Origin of the sequence: Hymenobacter frigidus (assembly GCF_014640435.1) — a bacterium.
In the GTDB taxonomy this organism is placed as follows: Bacteria; Bacteroidota; Bacteroidia; order Cytophagales; family Hymenobacteraceae; genus Hymenobacter; species Hymenobacter frigidus.
In genome coordinates this window covers 114,447-129,879 of sequence record NZ_BMGY01000006.1, presented here as the reverse complement: position 1 = coordinate 129,879, position 15,433 = coordinate 114,447, and the positions used below count along the sequence as shown (strand labels likewise).

Here is a 15,433-nt window from a genome sequence, read left to right as displayed (position 1 = left end):
GTTGCGGACGTGGTCGCCGCGTGCTAAGGTCGCCGCACCGCCCGTTCCTCTTTAGCGCTTCGGCTCACCAATTTCGCATCTATTACTGCTACCGCGTTATGCTAGTCCGTGCCCTGTCTCCGCTCGAAACCCCGGCGCATCGCCGGCAGTTCGCCAGCCTCTTCACCGCGCAGATTGCCGCCGATGACGTGCTGGGACCCGCCTTTGCGGTCAGCCGAATAGCTTCCCGCCACGCCACGGCCACGGAGCAGGCCTGGTGGGAGCAGGCCCTGACCGGCACCTGCTACTTCGGCCAGCCGCCCCACCGGAAACGCCTCCCGCCAGCAGTCGCTTCGCATTTTGAGCGCTGGTGCACGCTTTTACGGCACACCTTCAGCGAATACTTCAAGGGGGCGGGAGCGGCCGAGGCCCAGGGGCACGTGCTCAACCGGGCCGCCATGCTGGCCCACTGGCAGCTGGCCCGGCCCCGCCGGCCAGTGCGCACGCACCGCAACGAAGCGGAGCTGCTGCTGGCGGCCTAGCTGACCATGCTGACCACAACCGGCGCGGTGGCTTAGCTGGTCCTTGTTGCTCACCGATTTTTATTCCCATGAAACAGCAAACCAGACGGCACGCAAAATCCGCATTTTCACGGGTCACCCCAGACTTAGAAGGTGGCGACTTCAACGCTAACTCACCGTTTTCGCCGCCGCCGCAGGGTCCGGGCTTTCGGCGGCCCCGGGAGTATCATCCGCTCAACGACACCGTGACGGAAGCGGCCGGGCTGGCCCGCAACGGCGCAGCGGCAGCCCCCTACGCCGGTGCCTGCTGAGACTATTTGCTGCAACTGCATTTTTCACTTCTTGCCTGACCGCCATGACCGCTGCTATCGTTGTGCTCACCGATTTTCTGGCCGTTTCCAACCGGGCGCTGGCGTATGCGGCGGCGCTGGCCGTGCCACTTGAAGCCCACCTGGTGCTGCTGCACGTGCGCCACGATGGGCTGCTAGCGCCTCAGGAATATGCCCACCGGCACGCCGGACGCAACCTGCGCTCCACCCAGCAGGCCCTGCACACGCTGGCCGAGAGTCAGCCCGTACCCACCCAAATCGAAATATCCGAATCGTTTTTGCCCGATGCCGTGGCCGAGGCCGTGCGCCACCACCAACCCCTGCTGCTGGTACTGGGACGCCCCGGCACGGCCACCGCACCCGCCGAAGTAGTGACCAGCGCCGCCATGGACCTGCTGCGCCAGGCTCCCTGCCCCCTGCTCATCGTGCCCACCGTGGGCTGGGATGCCGTTGCGCCGCGCCGCTTGGTGCTGGCCGTTGATGGTGAGCCCTTCGCCCTGTGCGACAATCATTTGCTAGTACTGCGAATGCTAGAGAAGTTGAACGGCCTGCTGGAAGTTGTACACGTAACCGATAAACGCACCCCCAAACACGGGGCCGCGCACATCCTCTACACGGTGCAGGCCGGGGGGCTGGCCGGACACCTTTCCCCCAACCAGGTCAGCATTGTGCATGGCCTGCAGCCCGTGGCGGGCATTCTGCAAGCGGCCTCCGATTTTCATGCCGACCTGATTGTGCTGGTAGCCCGGCGGCACAACCTGCTCAGCAGCCTGTTTCATCGGAGCGTGACGGCCCAGCTGCTGAGCGACAGCCCCGTACCGGTGCTGCTGCTGCCTTCGCTGGATTAGTTTCGGCGCCGCCAGCCAAGCACCCGGCTTAGCGTGCTGCGCTGCTGTCCCCGCCCTGTTCGAGGGCGGCCCGGGCCTGCTTTTTCTGCTGCCGCCGAAAGTACCCACGCAGTAGAAAGTTGTGCTTTAGCGCCTCCATATTTTGGCTGAAGCCGCGAGTACCCTCGTTCACGTTCTGCATGGTTTGGCGCATGTTCCGGCCAAAGGCCGTGTCCACCAGCAGGGTGTTGAGCGGACCCGCTTCGGTGCGCAGCTGCTGCTTGAGGGTGCCAATGGTAGCGGCGAGGGTGTCGGAAGTGCCGGCCAGCTGGCGGGCAGCGTGGCCCAACCGGCCGCCAAAGGCCGTGTCGGTGAACAGATAGCCGGCTGGGCCTTTGCCGCGGCGCACGCCGCGCGTCAGGGCCAGCACATCGCGCGAAGCCGCATCAAGGTGCGCGGTGGCCGTTTCTACGTTGCGCAGGCTATGGCGCACGTTAATAGGCAGCTGCTCGTCGTTGAGCAGCTGCCAGACCGAGGTGCTACCGTTAAGCTTGCCCGTGATTTCGCGCAGGTTGTGCGTGATGCCCACCAGGTTTCTGTTGGAAATATCGAGCGTGCCCAGAATGGCCTCGATGCCCACCGGCACCTTGGTGCGCAGCACATCGCCGGCCTGCACCGCGGGGGCCGGGCCGGGACTGGCCACCAGGTTGATAATGGTGTTGCCAACCAAGCCATCGGTGCCGATGGTGGCCACGGCGTTTTTGCGCACAAAGGGCTGCACATCACGATTCAGGTTCATGGCCACGCGCACGGTGGTGTCGTTCAGGATTTGAATCTTGCGCACGGTGCCCACGGGAATGCCGCCCAGGCGCACATTGTTGCCGGTGAGCAGGCCCGACACGCTCCGAAAATCAGCCTGCACCACCAAGCTGCGACTAAACAGATTCTGCTGGCGGCCCAGCAAAAACAGGGTAACGAGCAAAATGGCTACGCCCACCAGCACAAACAGGCCCAGGCGAACGTGATTACTGGCAGCGCGTTGGGGCATGACGGGGGAAGATTAAAGCGGATGAAAGGCCTGGCGCAAACGCGCCCGGTCTTAGGCAAAAAACTCGTGCACCCGGGGGTCGTCGCGGCTTTGCAGCTCGGCATACGTGCCCACCGCGTAGCAGCGCCCGTCCACGAGCAGGGCCACGCGGTCGGCGGTGAGGCGCACGCAATTCATGTCGTGCGAAATGATGAGGGCCGTGGTGCCGTACTTCTGCTGCACCTCCCGAATGAGGTGGTCGATTTCGCGGGCCGTTACGGGGTCCAGGCCCGTGGTGGGCTCGTCGTAGAGAATAATATCGGGCCGCAGGATGAGCGTGCGCGCCAGGGCAATGCGCTTGCGCATGCCGCCCGACAGCTCGGCTGGCATCATGGCGGCGGTGTGGCCCAGGCCCACGTCCTCCAGGGCCTGGGTCACCAACTCGTCTTCTTGCGTGGGGGGGTGGTCGAGCCAGTGGCGACGCAGCGGAAACAGCAGATTTTCGCGCACCGTCATCGAGTCGTAGAGGGCATTGCTTTGGAATAGAAAGCCCACGCGGGCCCGCAGCCGGTCCATGGCCTCGTGGTCGAGGGTGGCCACGTCAAGGCCCAGCACGGTGATGGTGCCGGCATCGGGCGGCAGCAGGCCGATGATGCACTTGACGAGCACCGACTTGCCGGAGCCCGACTTGCCCAGCACCACCACGTTTTCGCCTTTGTGCAGGGCCAGCGAGAAATCCTGGAGCACGTGGTTTTCGCCGAAGGACTTGCTCACGTGCTCCACCGCCAGCACCACTTCGGTGGCGGGCCCGGCGGCTGGCGGGGCTGCTTGGGGGGCGATAATGGGTGGAGTAAGGCTCATAAGTAGGCGGGTTAGTTGAAGCCCAGCAGGCCCGTAATCTGCACGGCCAGCAGGTCGAGCACGAAAATCAGGAGCGACGACACCACCACGGCGGAGTTGGCGGCCTGCCCCACGCCTTCGGTGCCCTTGTTAGAATGATACCCTTTGTAGCAGCCGATTATACCCACGGCAAAGCCAAAAAAGAAGGTTTTGATAACCGCCGGCAGTACATCGCCGAAGGTCAGGCTCGAAAAAATATTATTCACAAACAGAGCCAGCGTGGTCACGCCCTTCAGGTTGATGCCGAGGTAAGAGGCGTACAGGCCAATGACATCGGCCAGGATGGTGAGCACCGGCAGCATGAGCGTGGTGGCCAGCACCCTCGTCACCACCAGGTACTTGAACGGGTTGGTGCCCGATACTTCCATGGCGTCAATCTGCTCGGTCACGCGCATCGAGCCCAGCTCGGCCCCAATGCTGGAGCCAATCTTACCCGCGAAAATCAGGCCCGTGATGATGGGACCCATCTCCCGAATGATGGTGAGCCCCACCATGGTTGGAATCCAGGACTCGGCCCCGAACTGGGCCATGGTGGGCCGGCTTTGCAGCGTGAGCACCATGCCCATGATAAACCCCGTAATGCCCACCATCGGCAGCGACTGGTAGCCCACCACGTAGCACTGGTGCAGAAATTCGGCCACCTCATAGCGCGGCCGGAAGCCCTCGCGGAAAAACCGCCCGGCAAATTGAGCGGTGGCCCCGGTTTCGTCAAGGAGTGAGTTTTCGAACATGGAAGGCGCAATGAGTGGGTCGGCAAGGGCGGCCAGACCGGTGGGGCCTAGCCCTCCGGCCCGTAGCGCACGCGCAGCTGGTTATCCACGGCGTAGGCCCCGCCTTCGAAGGCAAAGTGGGCGGCGTGCTGGCGGTCCTGCGGCGTGTGCACGGTGCCGGTGAGCGTGGCCCGGCCATCGGCCACGTGCACCTCAATTTCCTGCCCGCTCAGGGCCGGCGACCAGAACAGCAGCTGCCGGATATTGCGCGTGAGGGCATCGCTGTCGGGCATTTTGCCAGCGGCCGGCTCGGCGTGGCTCACGTAGCAGGCAAAGTAGTCGCCGCCCGTAGTGGCGTGCCAGTTGGGTACCACCAGCCGGTTCTCGACGGCAACAACGCCGGTGACGCCGGCAGCCACGTCCTCGGCCTGCAGCTTGTCGAACTGGCAGTCCGTGGTGCCGTACAGGCTCACTTTGCCGTTATACACCACCACTTCCACGGCGTAGCGCAGCAGGTAGGGGTCGCGCAGCAGGGCGGCCTGCACGTGGCGCTGAATGTCGTGGTCGGCCACGTTGCGACGGGGGCGCACGCGCAAGTAGTTGTCTACCAGCCACACGCCTACTACGCCCAGCGCATCCTGCTCGGCGGTGCGCTGGGCCTTGAGGTTGCTCACGGTGCCGCGCAGCAGCACGCGGCCGGCGTGTACTTCCACCTCGGGAGTGCCGGCGCGCACGCGCGGGTCGTAGCGAAAGCAGTCCTGAATGGCCTTGAGAATTTCTTCGTCGGAGCGCGGCCGGTATTTTTCGCCGCGCAACTCCTGGTGGAGCGCGCCGGGCACCACGGTGAACTCATCGGCCAGCACCTGGGTGGCACCCGCGCGCCAGGCGGCGGCAATGGTCTGGCTGCGCGCGGCGGCGCTGCCCACCACGCCGCTCAGCACCACCGTGCCGCTGGGTTGGGTGCCCACGTGTACCTGGGCTCCGTCGATGCGAATATCCCAGTCAATCATTTCCTGAATGGCGGCAATCAGCTCGGCTTCCGACCTATTGCCGAGCTGTTCCCGCTCCACGTGGCATACCACCAGGCGGTCGGCCACGGTGCGCACGCCGCGCACGCTTTTCACCACGCGCAAAATCAGCTGTTTTTCGGACCACGAAGGCACTTCGCCCAGCAGCAGCACCTCCCCTTCGCAGACCGTGCAGCCAATGGTAAACTCGCAGGCCACGGCATCCTGCAAGAGGGCTTCCTCCACATCGCGGCGCAGGGTAGCGTCGGGCAGGTCGATGCCACGCACCCCAATTTTGTTGATGACGCCACGTACGCCACGCACGGCTTTGGCAATCTCCTCGGCCCGCTCGCGGGCCAGCAGGTTATCGGAGTAGCCGCTGAGCGTGACAATCCCCTGGGTGGCCGTCACGTCGATGAGGTGAGCAGCCACCCCTTTTTTAATGGTAAATAACCGCTCCACCGCCGCCGTGATGTCGTGGTCGGCTAACTCTTTTTCTTCCGTATTCGAAATTATTTCCAGCGTTTTCATGGCAATATGCATCTGAAACCGGGCCTTGCTAGCCGCTTGAGAAGCGGCCCCATCCGTCTGGCAAAATTGGAAAATCGCCCCGCCTCCAGGAATGACTATTGACACAGACGGAGATGATTTTTATCAGCCTTCTCAACGGTTACGCACTTAGCCATCAGCCCACACTGTGCTGCCGAACAGCAACAACGCAGAAAAACGCACTTTCATAAGAAAGAACAAAAAGGATTGGGGAATTAGTAAAAGCCAGCTGCGGGACTCGCCCACCGGATTGCCGGCGTAAAGAGTCCCGGCCTTTGCTCGATTCGTTACCGGCCATCCTAAAAAAAAATTCAGCACCCGCAGGCGCGTTTCTCGTATTCCCAACTGCCGCTTCCTTCTCGCACCAAACCCCTTTTGCTCATGGATACTCTAGCCGCTGGCGTCACCCAGCTTCGCATTCAGCGCTTTGTCAACGTTTATTTCGTCGAAACCGGCACGCCCGGCGAATGGGTGCTCATTGACACCGGCCTGCCCGGTAGCGCCAAAACCATCATCGCCGCCGCCAACAAGCTCTTCTATCCCGGCACTCGCCCCGAGGCCATCCTGCTCACCCACGGCCACCTCGACCACCTGGGCTCGGCCCGGCAGCTGGCCGACCATTGGCAGGTGCCCGTCATCGCGCACCCGCTGGAAATGCCCTACCTCACCGGCCAGGCCCTGTACCCGCCGCGCGACCCCACCGTGGGCGGCTCGCTGGCGTTCATGAGCCGGTTTTTCCCGGCGCAGCTGCCCAACCTGGGCAAGCGAGTGCAGGCCCTGAACACCGATGAGCCGGCCGCGCCCTACCTCATGAACTGGCGCTGGCTGCACGTGCCGGGCCACGCGCCGGGCCAGCTGGCCTTCTTCCGCGAAGCCGACCGCGTGCTGATTGGGGCCGATGCCTTCGCTACCTGCCACCACGATTCGGTGCCCGCCGTTTTGCTGAGCCGGCCCAAAATCAGCCGGGCAGGCACGCCGTTCAACTACGATTGGGCAGCCTCGCGCCAGTCCGTGCAAACCCTGGCGGCGCTGGAGCCCCAAGCCATTGGCTGCGGCCACGGCCCGGTTATCACGGGTCCAACAGCGGCCGCCGACCTGCACCAGCTAGCCGATAATTACCCCGTGCCCGCTCACGGCCGCTACGTACACGAGCCCGCCCACACCGATGCCAATGGCGTAGCGCACCTACCACCAGCCCCCAAAGACAAGCTACCCATGCAGGCGGCCGTATTGGGGGCCAGCATCCTAGCCGCCGGGGCCGCTTGGTTGCTGATTGGCGGCCGGCGGCGCGGCCGAAAGCCGGCGACTACGCAGCCAAAGCAGCAGTACGCTTCCCGAGCCACCTTTAGCAGCTAAAATAGCTCGGGAGGCCCGCAAATCTGACCAGAGCGAGTACCCCGAATTGAAAATCCGGGGTACTCGCTCTACTCGCTCCAGCGGCTTCTGGTGCTACTTAAAAGCTGTTTGAGTTAGCTAAATTGCGGGCATGGTCGGAATGGCGCAGGGCCAGGTTGCCGGCATCGGCAATGCGCAGGCCGGTTAGACTGATGTCGTGCTCCAGGTTGTAGGTTTTGTGGTAGCGGTGCAGCTCGCGCCGGATGGCATCGGGAGCGTGCGCGGCCCCGGCGCGGCCCCGGCGCGGCCCCGGCGCGGCCCCGGCGCGGCCGCCTTTCAGCACCGTACCAAAGTCGAGGGGCAGGCCCACGAGGCACACATTCGCTTCGGGCAGCTCGGCGGCGGGGCGGATGAGGTCACGCAGGAAATCCACGGATTGTAGCGGGGTTTTTAACTTTTAGGAGCGCAGGGTTCTGTTGAAAAACGGTCAGGTGTTGGCTGTGCATAGCCTGAATGCACAATTATCAACAAACGTCAAACTAGCCGCAAAGGTGGTATGGTTTTACCTTGTGCGGCGGGTAGCCCAACCGGCTACCCGCTTGTCATGATTATGCTTAAGATATTTCGCTTCCAATTGCTGCTGTCAATCGGTCTGCTGCCCGTGGCCGCCCGCGCCCAGGTTTCTTCGCCTCCAGCATTCTACACCACCTATAATTACACGGCCTACACTGTGTTTGATACCACCAGCCCCGACTCCACTGTTGTGCGGGGCGTGGGCGGCTCGCTCCTGCTTCGGCCCGATGGCACCTATGAGAAGCACCTGAGCATCGTGGTCCCCGGCCGGCCATATTACTTCAACCAAACCGGCACTTTCACCCTGACCGGCGACAGCATCCGCTTCGCCTTCACCGACCTGAAAGGCGCGGATGTACAGCGCGGCACGTTTCGGTTCGACCCCACCAGCCGGCACCTCACCCTCACCATCCTCGGCTATCCTACCGGCAACAAAGGGGTGTACGAGTTGGTGGCGGCCGAAGCAGCGACTGTTGCGCCCACTTCGGAGCCACCGCGGGCCAAACCAGGCAAAAAGCGCCGCCGCTAATTCAGGCAGTTGGGCCAGCCGTTGCCCCCTCCGTCCCTTCTGGCTAACTTGCGGCCCGTTTCAGAAAGCGCCACCAAACAGGCCAGGGGAACGGGATTGTTAACTGCTAATTGTAAATTGAGCTAAATGGGACGCGCATTCGAATTTCGCAAAGGCCGCAAAATGAAGCGGTGGGATAAAATGTCGAAAGACTTTACCCGCATCGGCAAAGAAATCGTGATGGCCGTGAAGGAAAACGGCCCCAACCCCGACTCGAACGCCCGCCTGCGCGCCGCCATGCAAAACGCCAAAGGCGTGAACATGCCCAAAGACCGGGTGGAAGCCGCCATCAAGCGCGCGCACAGCAAGGAGGAAAAAGACTACCAGGAAGTGGTGTACGAAGGCTACCTGCCCCACGGCGTGGCCATCGTCATCGAAACCGCGACCGACAACCCCACCCGCACCGTTTCCAACGTGCGCCTCATCTTCAACCGCAACGACGGCACCTTGGGCACCGCCGGCTCTTCCGACTACACCTTCACCCGCAAAGGCGTATTTAAACTGGCCGCCGCTGGCCTCGACCGCGACGAAATGGAGCTGGAGCTCATCGACTTCGGAGCCGAAGATGTGTACGAAACCACCGAGGAAGACGAGCACGGGGCCGAGCACAAGTACATCGTGGTCGAAACCGCTTTCACCGACTTCGGCCAGATGCAGAAGGCCCTCGAAGCCCAGGGCCGCCACGTAGTGAGCGTGAACCTGCAGCGCGTGCCCAACACCACCGTCGCCCTCACCGACGAGCAGTTGGAAGAAGTAATGACCATCATCGAGAAATTCGAGGACGACGAGGACGTGCAGGCCGTGTACCACACCCTCGGCTAGGGTTTAGCGGCATCGCTATACTCAACAGAACGTCATGCTCATCTGGCGTCCGCGTAGCCGAAGCATCTCGCGTGCAGCAGTAAACCCATTCGGTTGGATTTTACTACCACGCGCCCGATGCTTCGGCTACGCGGACACCAGATGAGCATGACGTTCTTTTTTCATACATCCCCGCTCCGTCCTGTCATGTTGCCTCCCATATCGCCCATTGCCTATCGCCCCGCCCTCACCGGCTTGCGGGCCGTTGCCGTGTGGCTGGTGGTGCTGGCGCACTGGACCCGGGCCCCGTTTCCGGTGGGGGAAATTGGCCGCATTACCTTCTTCGTCCTCAGCGGCTACCTAATTTCCGGTATTATCTGGAAGCAACAGCTCCACCCCGGCGCACCGGCTGGGTGGGGCCGGCGGCTCGTCACCTTCTACCAGCGGCGGGGACTACGCATTTTGCCACCGTATTACCTGGCCTTGCTGCTGGGGGCGCTACTGCCCCTGGCTACCCTGCGCGAGTACCCCGGCTGGTTTATCCTGCCGGTTTCCAACCTGCTATTCTACCGCCTCCACCACTGGGGCGAGGGCGTGGGGCACTACTGGACCATGGCCGTCGACGAACAGTTTTACCTGGTTTGGCCCTTCTTACTGGGTTTAATGGGGCGGCGCATCGGTCCGCTTTTGGCCGTAGCCGGCAGTGCCCTGCTATTTCGCATCCTGTGGAGCACTTGGGTTTCGCCCGATTTCGTGCTCGTGCTGCTGCCTTCGTGTCTCGATATGTTTGCCATCGGCGCAGTGCTGCGCATCGTGGAGCATTCGCCACGCGTGCAAGCACTGGCGCAAGGGCGCTGGGTGGTGCTGGCCTGGGCGGCCTGGGCCGGGCTCTGGCTGGCCACGCATGCCACCAATGCGCACGCGCTCTGGCTATTCGTCTATACCACGGTGGGCAGCGGTGCGGCATTTCTCACCTTGAGTTGGGTGCTGCACCGGCCGGCGGTGGGCCAGGCACACGGCACCAATTTCCTGCTGTCGCCGGTGTTGCAATGGGTAGGCCAGCGCAGCTACGGCTGCTACCTCTACCACCTACTGCTGCCGGTACTTTACCAGCGGGTTGTGTTTCGAATTTTCCCCACCGCCGAAACCCGCCAGTTCTGGCTCAGCCCGCTGCCCACGGTGCTGCTGTTGCTGCCGGTGCTGCTACTGCTGGCCGCCACCTCCTGGCACTGGCTGGAGGCCCCGCTAAATAAGTGGAAGAACCGGCTGGCGTATGCGGAGTAGCCAGGGCTTGGGTACGTGTTGCGTAATCCCAGCCAAGTCGACTAGCTTTACGCAATCAACTTGCGGACTAAGGACGGATTGCAGCAACTTGCAACGCTGCGAGTTGCTGCAATCCGAGTGTTGGCTGCTATTACAGGGACGACCTCAAAATTTACAATTACATAAAATGACAAGAAATAGAATAGCTAAATATTTTATTCTCCTTTCGACAATTGTATTTACAAGTTGCAAAGGACAAACTCAAAAAACTAATGAAAAGCAAGAAGTAAAAGACCCAGTTGCCGTTATTCAGGAAAACGAAAAGAAAGCGACTGAAAAGAAGAGTGAAGATATTGGAGAGTTAATTTATGCAATTTCATTTAAGGTGAAAACTGACAATAAAAAAGATTATGGGGATGGATTTATTCCGTGGGCAAGTATTGAGAATGCAAAACAGGACATACCAAACTTATACAAGAGTGACGAAATCGTTATTAAGGAGAATACGTTGAAAATTATTATTGATTACCCTCTTACAAATCAATATGAATTTACAATAACATCAAAAAATGGTTTTTCAAGAAAACAATTATTATCAGAAATAAATTTACATTATTTTAAATTATACGAGGAAGAAGAAAAGAGTGCAACTGTTAAGACAATCCCGATTGATAAGCGAACAAGAATGTATAATAGAAATCAAACGAACGGAAAATATGGAATTTGGGGACACGACATAGCGGATTTAGTTTTATCTGAAATTGAAGTTTATAAAACATCAACAGGACGAATTGTTCTTATTTTGGGAATTGAATCATAGAAAGTATAACAGCAGCCAACATGAGTATTGCTGCAAGTATGGCTAGACGTTGTAATCTTCGGCTTTAGTTCGCTACCAGCAGCGGTTTCAGCGGACGGAATTCTATTAGGCTTTTAGTTTTTACCTTGTACTTTTAATATTTATTGGGCAGCAGTTCCGGGCAGGACAAGTAATGAATTCCACATCTGCAGCAATACCTATTCGTTACCTACAAAAAACTGCCGTTGCTGAGAGTCTCAGCAACGGCAGTTTTTTTGTGACCGGTAATCAATAAACTACCTAATCCACATTGTCATGCAGAAACCGGTTGTCACCGAGTAATTCGTTATCATCCGATAGATTAAACCGGGAGATATTCTGCGCGGAGCTAGGCTCTACATTCTCCAATTTCACCTGACGACGCAGATAAGCAGGCGTGTCGTATTGGCTCACCGCCTCGGGGGGCAGACCGTTGCTGAGCTCCTGCAAGCGGCGGCGGCGCTCCTGGGCCTGGACATCGAGGGCGGGGCGGGGGCGCGTTGCTTCCGGGGTGGCCGTAGGAGCGCTGGAAGTAAGCACCGGCTCGGTGGGTGCGGCAGCCGGCACACCGGCCAGCGGGGGCGTGTTATGCGCCGTGGGGCCATTCAGGTCAAACGTAACCCGGGCGGGTTCCGGCGCGGCATTGCTAAAGCTGGGCACGAATGACGCAGCACCAGCTGCGGGAGCAGCTTCCTGACGTTCAGTTGCGGGAGACACATGCGGTGCGGCAGCTACACTTGGCTCGGTAGCACCGCCCATGCCGGGCGTGGTGATGGAATGCGCGTCGCGGGCAAAACCCGTGGCAATTACCGTCACGCGAATGTTCTGACCCAGCGTCTCATCAATGCCGTGGCCGAAAATCATTTCCGCGTCCTGCCCGGCTTTCTCCTGGATATATTCGGTGATTTCCGTCAGCTCGTCCATCTCCAACTCGTGCTCCGCGCCCGACATGATGGAAAGCAGGATTTTCTGCGCGCCGTGGATGTCGGTGTTGTTGAGCAGCGGCGAGTTCAGGGCCTCCTCGGCGGCGCGACGGGCGCGGTTTTCACCTTCGGTGATGCTGCTGCCCATTACAGCGGCCCCCGACTCCTTCATCGTCGTTTTCACGTCTTCAAAGTCGACGTTTACATCACTGGTCACCGTGATGATTTCGGCAATGGACTTGGCCGCCGTGGTCAGCACCGTATCAGCCTTGGCGAAGGCGGCGCTCATGGTCAGGTTGCCGTAAATCTGCGGCAGCTTGTCGTTGAGAATGACCAGAATGGTATCGCAATGCTCGCTCAGCTCCTTGATACCCAGCTCAGCCTGCAGGCGCTTCTTCTTGCCCTCAAACATGAACGGAGCCGTGACAATACCCACCGTGAGAATACCAAGCTCCTGCGCCACCTGCGCAATCACCGGAGCTGCCCCCGTGCCCGTACCACCGCCCATACCGGCCGTGATAAACAGCATTTTGGTGCCGTGGTTCAGCAGCTCGCGGATTTGTTCCTTGCTTTCAAGTGCCGCTTGCCGGCCGCGCTCGGGCTTGGCCCCCGCGCCGAGACCTTCCGTCAAGTCAACGCCAATCTGGAGCTTGTTGGGCACCGTGGAGCTTTGCAGCGCCTGGTGGTCCGTGTTGCAGATGATAAACTCTACATCCTTGATGCCCTGCTTATACATGTGCTTCACGGCATTGGAGCCACCGCCACCCACCCCAATCACCTTGATGATGGACTTGCTCTGCGCGGGAATATCGAATTTGTAATTCATATTTTTTAATTATGCATTATGAATTGTGAATTATGAATTTACTGAACAGACTAACTTTTCAGCTGTCAATTCATCACTCATAATTCACAACTCATAATTTACACCTAGTAGGATTTATCGTCGTAATCGTCAATCAGCAGCCCCTTGGTGCGGCTGATAATGTCTTTGAAGAAGCGGCTGGCGGCGCCGGGCTCCTTGGGCTTAGCGGGCACGGCGGCCGGCGCGGCAGCCGCTACGGCGGGCACCACAGCACGCGTCTCCACATGCGCCGGGGCTACGGGAGCCGCCTGGGGCGCGTAGTACGCAGGGGCCAGCACTTGCGCTTCCTGCTCGTAAGGAGCCCGCGACTGGTTGCGTTCGTCGAGGGAATGGTACCCCGACAGCACGAGGCCTACCGTGGTCGCATACATCGGCGACTTCACCGCCTCGATGCGGCTTTTGCCGAGGTGCTGATTGGGGTAGCCAATGCGGGTATCCAGACCGGTGATGTACTCGGTGAGCTGCTCCAGGTTCTGGAGCTGTGAGCCGCCGCCGGTGAGCACGATGCCCGCCGACAGCTTGTCGTGCAGGCCCATGCGATAGATTTCAGCATACACCAACTCCATGATTTCCGACATGCGGGCCTCGATGATGTACGCCAGGTTTTTCAGCGAAACCTCCTTGGGCGGGCGGTTCGGCAGGCCGGGAATGCTCACGATTTCGTAATCGGAGGCTTCTTCGGCAATGGCTTTGCCGAATTTTACCTTCAGCTGCTCAGCCTGGCCGGGGGCCACATTGCAGCCGGTCTTGATGTCCTGCGTGATAATGTTGCCGCCAAATGGCAGCACCGCCGCGTGGCGGATGATGCCGTCCTTGAACACCGCCAAATCGGTAGTACCGCCCCCGATGTCAATCAGGGCCACACCGGCCTCCTTCTCCTCCTCCGAGAGGATGGACATGGAACTGGCCAGGGGCTCAAGAATCAGGTCGGCGATTTCGAGGCCGGCCTTGGTCACGCACTTGTTGATGTTATTGATGGCCGTGCTTTGGGCCGTGATGATGTGGAAGTTGCCTTCCAGGCGCACGCCTTCGTAGCCCACGGGGTCGGCGATGCCTTCCTCGTAGTCCACTTTGTAGTCCTGCGGCATCACGTGGATGATTTGCGAGCCGGGCTGGGTCACGAGGCGGTACATGTCCTGCGTGAGGCGGTTCACGTCGTCGGGCCCGATGGTATCGTGCGAGTTGCGCGTGATGCTGCCGTTGTGCTGCAGGCTTTTGATGTGCTGGCCGGCAATGCCCACGTTTACCACTCCAATGCTAATTCCGGACTGTTCCTCCGCCTGCCGGATAGCCCGTTTAATGGCGTCAACGGTCTTGTCAATATTCAGCACGATGCCCCGGGAAACTCCCTCCGACACGGCTTTGCCCATGCCCAGAATTTCGAGTTTGCCGAATTCGTTTTTGCGGCCCACCAAGGCGCAGATTTTAGTGGTACCAATGTCGAGCCCGACGACGATTTTGTCTTGTTGCATAGATGCGGTGCTGGCGAGCAGTGAAGAAAGCGTGGGTTGGGAATGGAAAACTTGCGGCCTAACAGCCTATGATTCAGCGAATTTCTATTCGCAAATGATTTGATTTTGGTATTCTACGTTTACGCGGTGGTAGGTATCCCACCCCAAAACTGACGGAATCTGACGGTAAAATACCATGAGCTTTGCGAATTTTTCAGAAATATTTTCGGGCAGCCCAAATTCTATGCGCTGGTCGCCCACTTGCTGGGTAAACGACAGCTTGCCACCGGGCTCGATGAACACCTCCGAAACCTGGGCTTTCCAGAACTCGTGCTCGTCGACGTACCGCAGGAACTCGAGGTAGCGCCGACCGGTGCTGTCCTGGAAAAATGCACTTGGCAGGTTGGCTCCGCCGGGCCGCGCCACCGTGGCCACCCGGGCCGTAAACAAGGGTGAGAGCGGCAGGCTGCGGCCTTCGGCGTCCACGTAAGTGTCGAGGCGGGTGTCGGGGTGCGTGAGGCGGGCAATGGGGCGATTCTGGCGGACGTCGGCGTGCAGGTTGCCCGCCAGGTCACGGTACACCTGGGCATCACGCACGAAGGCGTGGGCCTTTAAACGGACTTCCAACTCGCGCAGGCGCGGCCCTTCGGGCTGGGTGCCCAGCACGGGCTCTTTGCCACCCTTGGTGAGCAGGGCCGTGACGCCGCGCTCGCTGATGAAGTAGTTATCGAACTCGTTGGCGATATTGACCACGACGGTATCGACGGGCCGGGCCGCCTGGCGCAGGGCCGCAAATACGCCCAGTCCGCCCAGCACCAGCAGGCAGACGGCGGCAACAATTAAGTTTCTAACGGTGCGTTCCAAATTTATGATTATCTGATTTGATGATGTGCTGGTGCGGTGATGAAGCTGTTTAGGAATTCAAAAAAACTAAGTGACTGTCATGCCGAGCGCAGCCGAGGCATCT

At 60.0% G+C, this 15,433-nt stretch carries 16 protein-coding genes; 8 read left to right on the top strand and 8 right to left on the bottom strand.

Features of this window, described 5'->3' with window-relative positions:
- Positions 1-98 precede the first annotated feature (98 nt).
- The 3 genes from IEW17_RS04980 (at position 99) to IEW17_RS04970 (ending at position 1,677) form a co-directional block, all read left to right on the top strand.
- Positions 99-521 carry a globin family protein gene (locus IEW17_RS04980; RefSeq protein ID WP_188560921.1) on the top strand — a complete coding sequence of 141 codons (423 nt, stop codon included), beginning with the start codon at positions 99-101 and terminating at the stop codon, positions 519-521.
- 68 nt (positions 522-589) lie between these two features.
- A complete protein-coding gene (locus IEW17_RS04975) occupies positions 590-811 on the top strand; it encodes a hypothetical protein (protein ID WP_188560920.1) in 222 nt (73 codons plus the stop codon).
- A 44-nt stretch (positions 812-855) separates the two neighbouring features.
- A complete protein-coding gene (locus tag IEW17_RS04970) occupies positions 856-1,677 on the top strand; it encodes a universal stress protein (RefSeq protein WP_188560919.1) in 822 nt (273 codons plus the stop codon).
- Between the two features lie 28 nt (positions 1,678-1,705).
- Here IEW17_RS04970 and IEW17_RS04965 read toward each other — a convergent pair whose 3' ends face one another.
- From IEW17_RS04965 to IEW17_RS04950, 4 genes are read right to left on the bottom strand one after another with little or no spacing between them, the layout of a single operon-like run.
- Positions 1,706-2,704: an MlaD family protein gene (locus IEW17_RS04965; RefSeq protein WP_188560918.1), complete on the bottom strand. Its 999-nt coding sequence runs from the start codon at positions 2,702-2,704 to the stop codon at positions 1,706-1,708.
- Positions 2,705-2,755: 51 nt separating this feature from the next.
- A complete protein-coding gene (locus IEW17_RS04960) occupies positions 2,756-3,544 on the bottom strand; it encodes an ABC transporter ATP-binding protein (RefSeq protein ID WP_188560917.1) in 789 nt (262 codons plus the stop codon).
- 11 nt (positions 3,545-3,555) lie between these two features.
- On the bottom strand, positions 3,556-4,314 hold the full coding sequence (locus IEW17_RS04955; RefSeq protein ID WP_188560916.1) for an MlaE family ABC transporter permease: 759 nt from the start codon (positions 4,312-4,314) through the stop codon (positions 3,556-3,558).
- A gap of 47 nt (positions 4,315-4,361) precedes the next feature.
- Entirely contained in the window at positions 4,362-5,831 is a 1,470-nt protein-coding gene (locus tag IEW17_RS04950; RefSeq protein WP_188560915.1) for a BON domain-containing protein, read from the bottom strand.
- Between the two features lie 399 nt (positions 5,832-6,230).
- Here IEW17_RS04950 and IEW17_RS04945 point away from each other — a divergent pair, with 399 nt between their 5' ends.
- Positions 6,231-7,205 carry an MBL fold metallo-hydrolase gene (locus IEW17_RS04945; protein WP_188560914.1) on the top strand — a complete coding sequence of 325 codons (975 nt, stop codon included), beginning with the start codon at positions 6,231-6,233 and terminating at the stop codon, positions 7,203-7,205.
- 97 nt (positions 7,206-7,302) lie between these two features.
- Here IEW17_RS04945 and IEW17_RS04940 read toward each other — a convergent pair whose 3' ends face one another.
- Positions 7,303-7,617 (bottom strand): arginase family protein, encoded by a 315-nt coding sequence (locus tag IEW17_RS04940; protein ID WP_188560913.1) that lies wholly within the window; start codon positions 7,615-7,617, stop codon positions 7,303-7,305.
- A 177-nt stretch (positions 7,618-7,794) separates the two neighbouring features.
- Between IEW17_RS04940 and IEW17_RS04935 the strand changes: the two genes are divergently transcribed.
- The 4 genes from IEW17_RS04935 (at position 7,795) to IEW17_RS04920 (ending at position 11,209) form a co-directional block, all read left to right on the top strand.
- Positions 7,795-8,286 carry a hypothetical protein gene (locus IEW17_RS04935; RefSeq protein WP_188560912.1) on the top strand — a complete coding sequence of 164 codons (492 nt, stop codon included), beginning with the start codon at positions 7,795-7,797 and terminating at the stop codon, positions 8,284-8,286.
- A gap of 126 nt (positions 8,287-8,412) precedes the next feature.
- Positions 8,413-9,147 carry a YebC/PmpR family DNA-binding transcriptional regulator gene (locus IEW17_RS04930; protein ID WP_188560911.1) on the top strand — a complete coding sequence of 245 codons (735 nt, stop codon included), beginning with the start codon at positions 8,413-8,415 and terminating at the stop codon, positions 9,145-9,147.
- Positions 9,148-9,333: 186 nt separating this feature from the next.
- Entirely contained in the window at positions 9,334-10,410 is a 1,077-nt protein-coding gene (locus IEW17_RS04925; protein ID WP_188560910.1) for an acyltransferase family protein, read from the top strand.
- A 166-nt stretch (positions 10,411-10,576) separates the two neighbouring features.
- Positions 10,577-11,209: a hypothetical protein gene (locus IEW17_RS04920; protein ID WP_188560909.1), complete on the top strand. Its 633-nt coding sequence runs from the start codon at positions 10,577-10,579 to the stop codon at positions 11,207-11,209.
- Between the two features lie 279 nt (positions 11,210-11,488).
- On the opposite strand, the gene ftsZ is transcribed toward IEW17_RS04920, so the two are convergent.
- From ftsZ to IEW17_RS04905, 3 genes are all read right to left on the bottom strand, one after another.
- Positions 11,489-12,976 carry a cell division protein FtsZ gene (ftsZ, locus tag IEW17_RS04915; protein WP_188560908.1) on the bottom strand — a complete coding sequence of 496 codons (1,488 nt, stop codon included), beginning with the start codon at positions 12,974-12,976 and terminating at the stop codon, positions 11,489-11,491.
- A gap of 104 nt (positions 12,977-13,080) precedes the next feature.
- On the bottom strand, positions 13,081-14,487 hold the full coding sequence (gene ftsA / locus IEW17_RS04910; RefSeq protein WP_188560907.1) for a cell division protein FtsA: 1,407 nt from the start codon (positions 14,485-14,487) through the stop codon (positions 13,081-13,083).
- Positions 14,488-14,571: 84 nt separating this feature from the next.
- Positions 14,572-15,330, bottom strand: a complete 759-nt coding sequence (locus IEW17_RS04905) for a cell division protein FtsQ/DivIB (protein ID WP_188560906.1) — start codon at positions 15,328-15,330, stop codon at positions 14,572-14,574.
- Positions 15,331-15,433 lie beyond the last annotated feature (103 nt).

Coding starts and splice junctions, on each gene's coding strand:
- IEW17_RS04980 (WP_188560921.1), top strand. CDS start 99: ATGCTAGTCCGTGCCCTGTCTCCGCTCGAAACCCCGGCGCATCGCCGG.
- IEW17_RS04975 (WP_188560920.1), top strand. CDS start 590: ATGAAACAGCAAACCAGACGGCACGCAAAATCCGCATTTTCACGGGTC.
- IEW17_RS04970 (WP_188560919.1), top strand. CDS start 856: ATGACCGCTGCTATCGTTGTGCTCACCGATTTTCTGGCCGTTTCCAAC.
- IEW17_RS04965 (WP_188560918.1), bottom strand. CDS start 2,704: ATGCCCCAACGCGCTGCCAGTAATCACGTTCGCCTGGGCCTGTTTGTG.
- IEW17_RS04960 (WP_188560917.1), bottom strand. CDS start 3,544: ATGAGCCTTACTCCACCCATTATCGCCCCCCAAGCAGCCCCGCCAGCC.
- IEW17_RS04955 (WP_188560916.1), bottom strand. CDS start 4,314: ATGTTCGAAAACTCACTCCTTGACGAAACCGGGGCCACCGCTCAATTT.
- IEW17_RS04950 (WP_188560915.1), bottom strand. CDS start 5,831: ATGAAAACGCTGGAAATAATTTCGAATACGGAAGAAAAAGAGTTAGCC.
- IEW17_RS04945 (WP_188560914.1), top strand. CDS start 6,231: ATGGATACTCTAGCCGCTGGCGTCACCCAGCTTCGCATTCAGCGCTTT.
- IEW17_RS04935 (WP_188560912.1), top strand. CDS start 7,795: ATGCTTAAGATATTTCGCTTCCAATTGCTGCTGTCAATCGGTCTGCTG.
- IEW17_RS04930 (WP_188560911.1), top strand. CDS start 8,413: ATGGGACGCGCATTCGAATTTCGCAAAGGCCGCAAAATGAAGCGGTGG.
- IEW17_RS04925 (WP_188560910.1), top strand. CDS start 9,334: ATGTTGCCTCCCATATCGCCCATTGCCTATCGCCCCGCCCTCACCGGC.
- IEW17_RS04920 (WP_188560909.1), top strand. CDS start 10,577: ATGACAAGAAATAGAATAGCTAAATATTTTATTCTCCTTTCGACAATT.
- ftsZ (WP_188560908.1), bottom strand. CDS start 12,976: ATGAATTACAAATTCGATATTCCCGCGCAGAGCAAGTCCATCATCAAG.
- ftsA (WP_188560907.1), bottom strand. CDS start 14,487: ATGCAACAAGACAAAATCGTCGTCGGGCTCGACATTGGTACCACTAAA.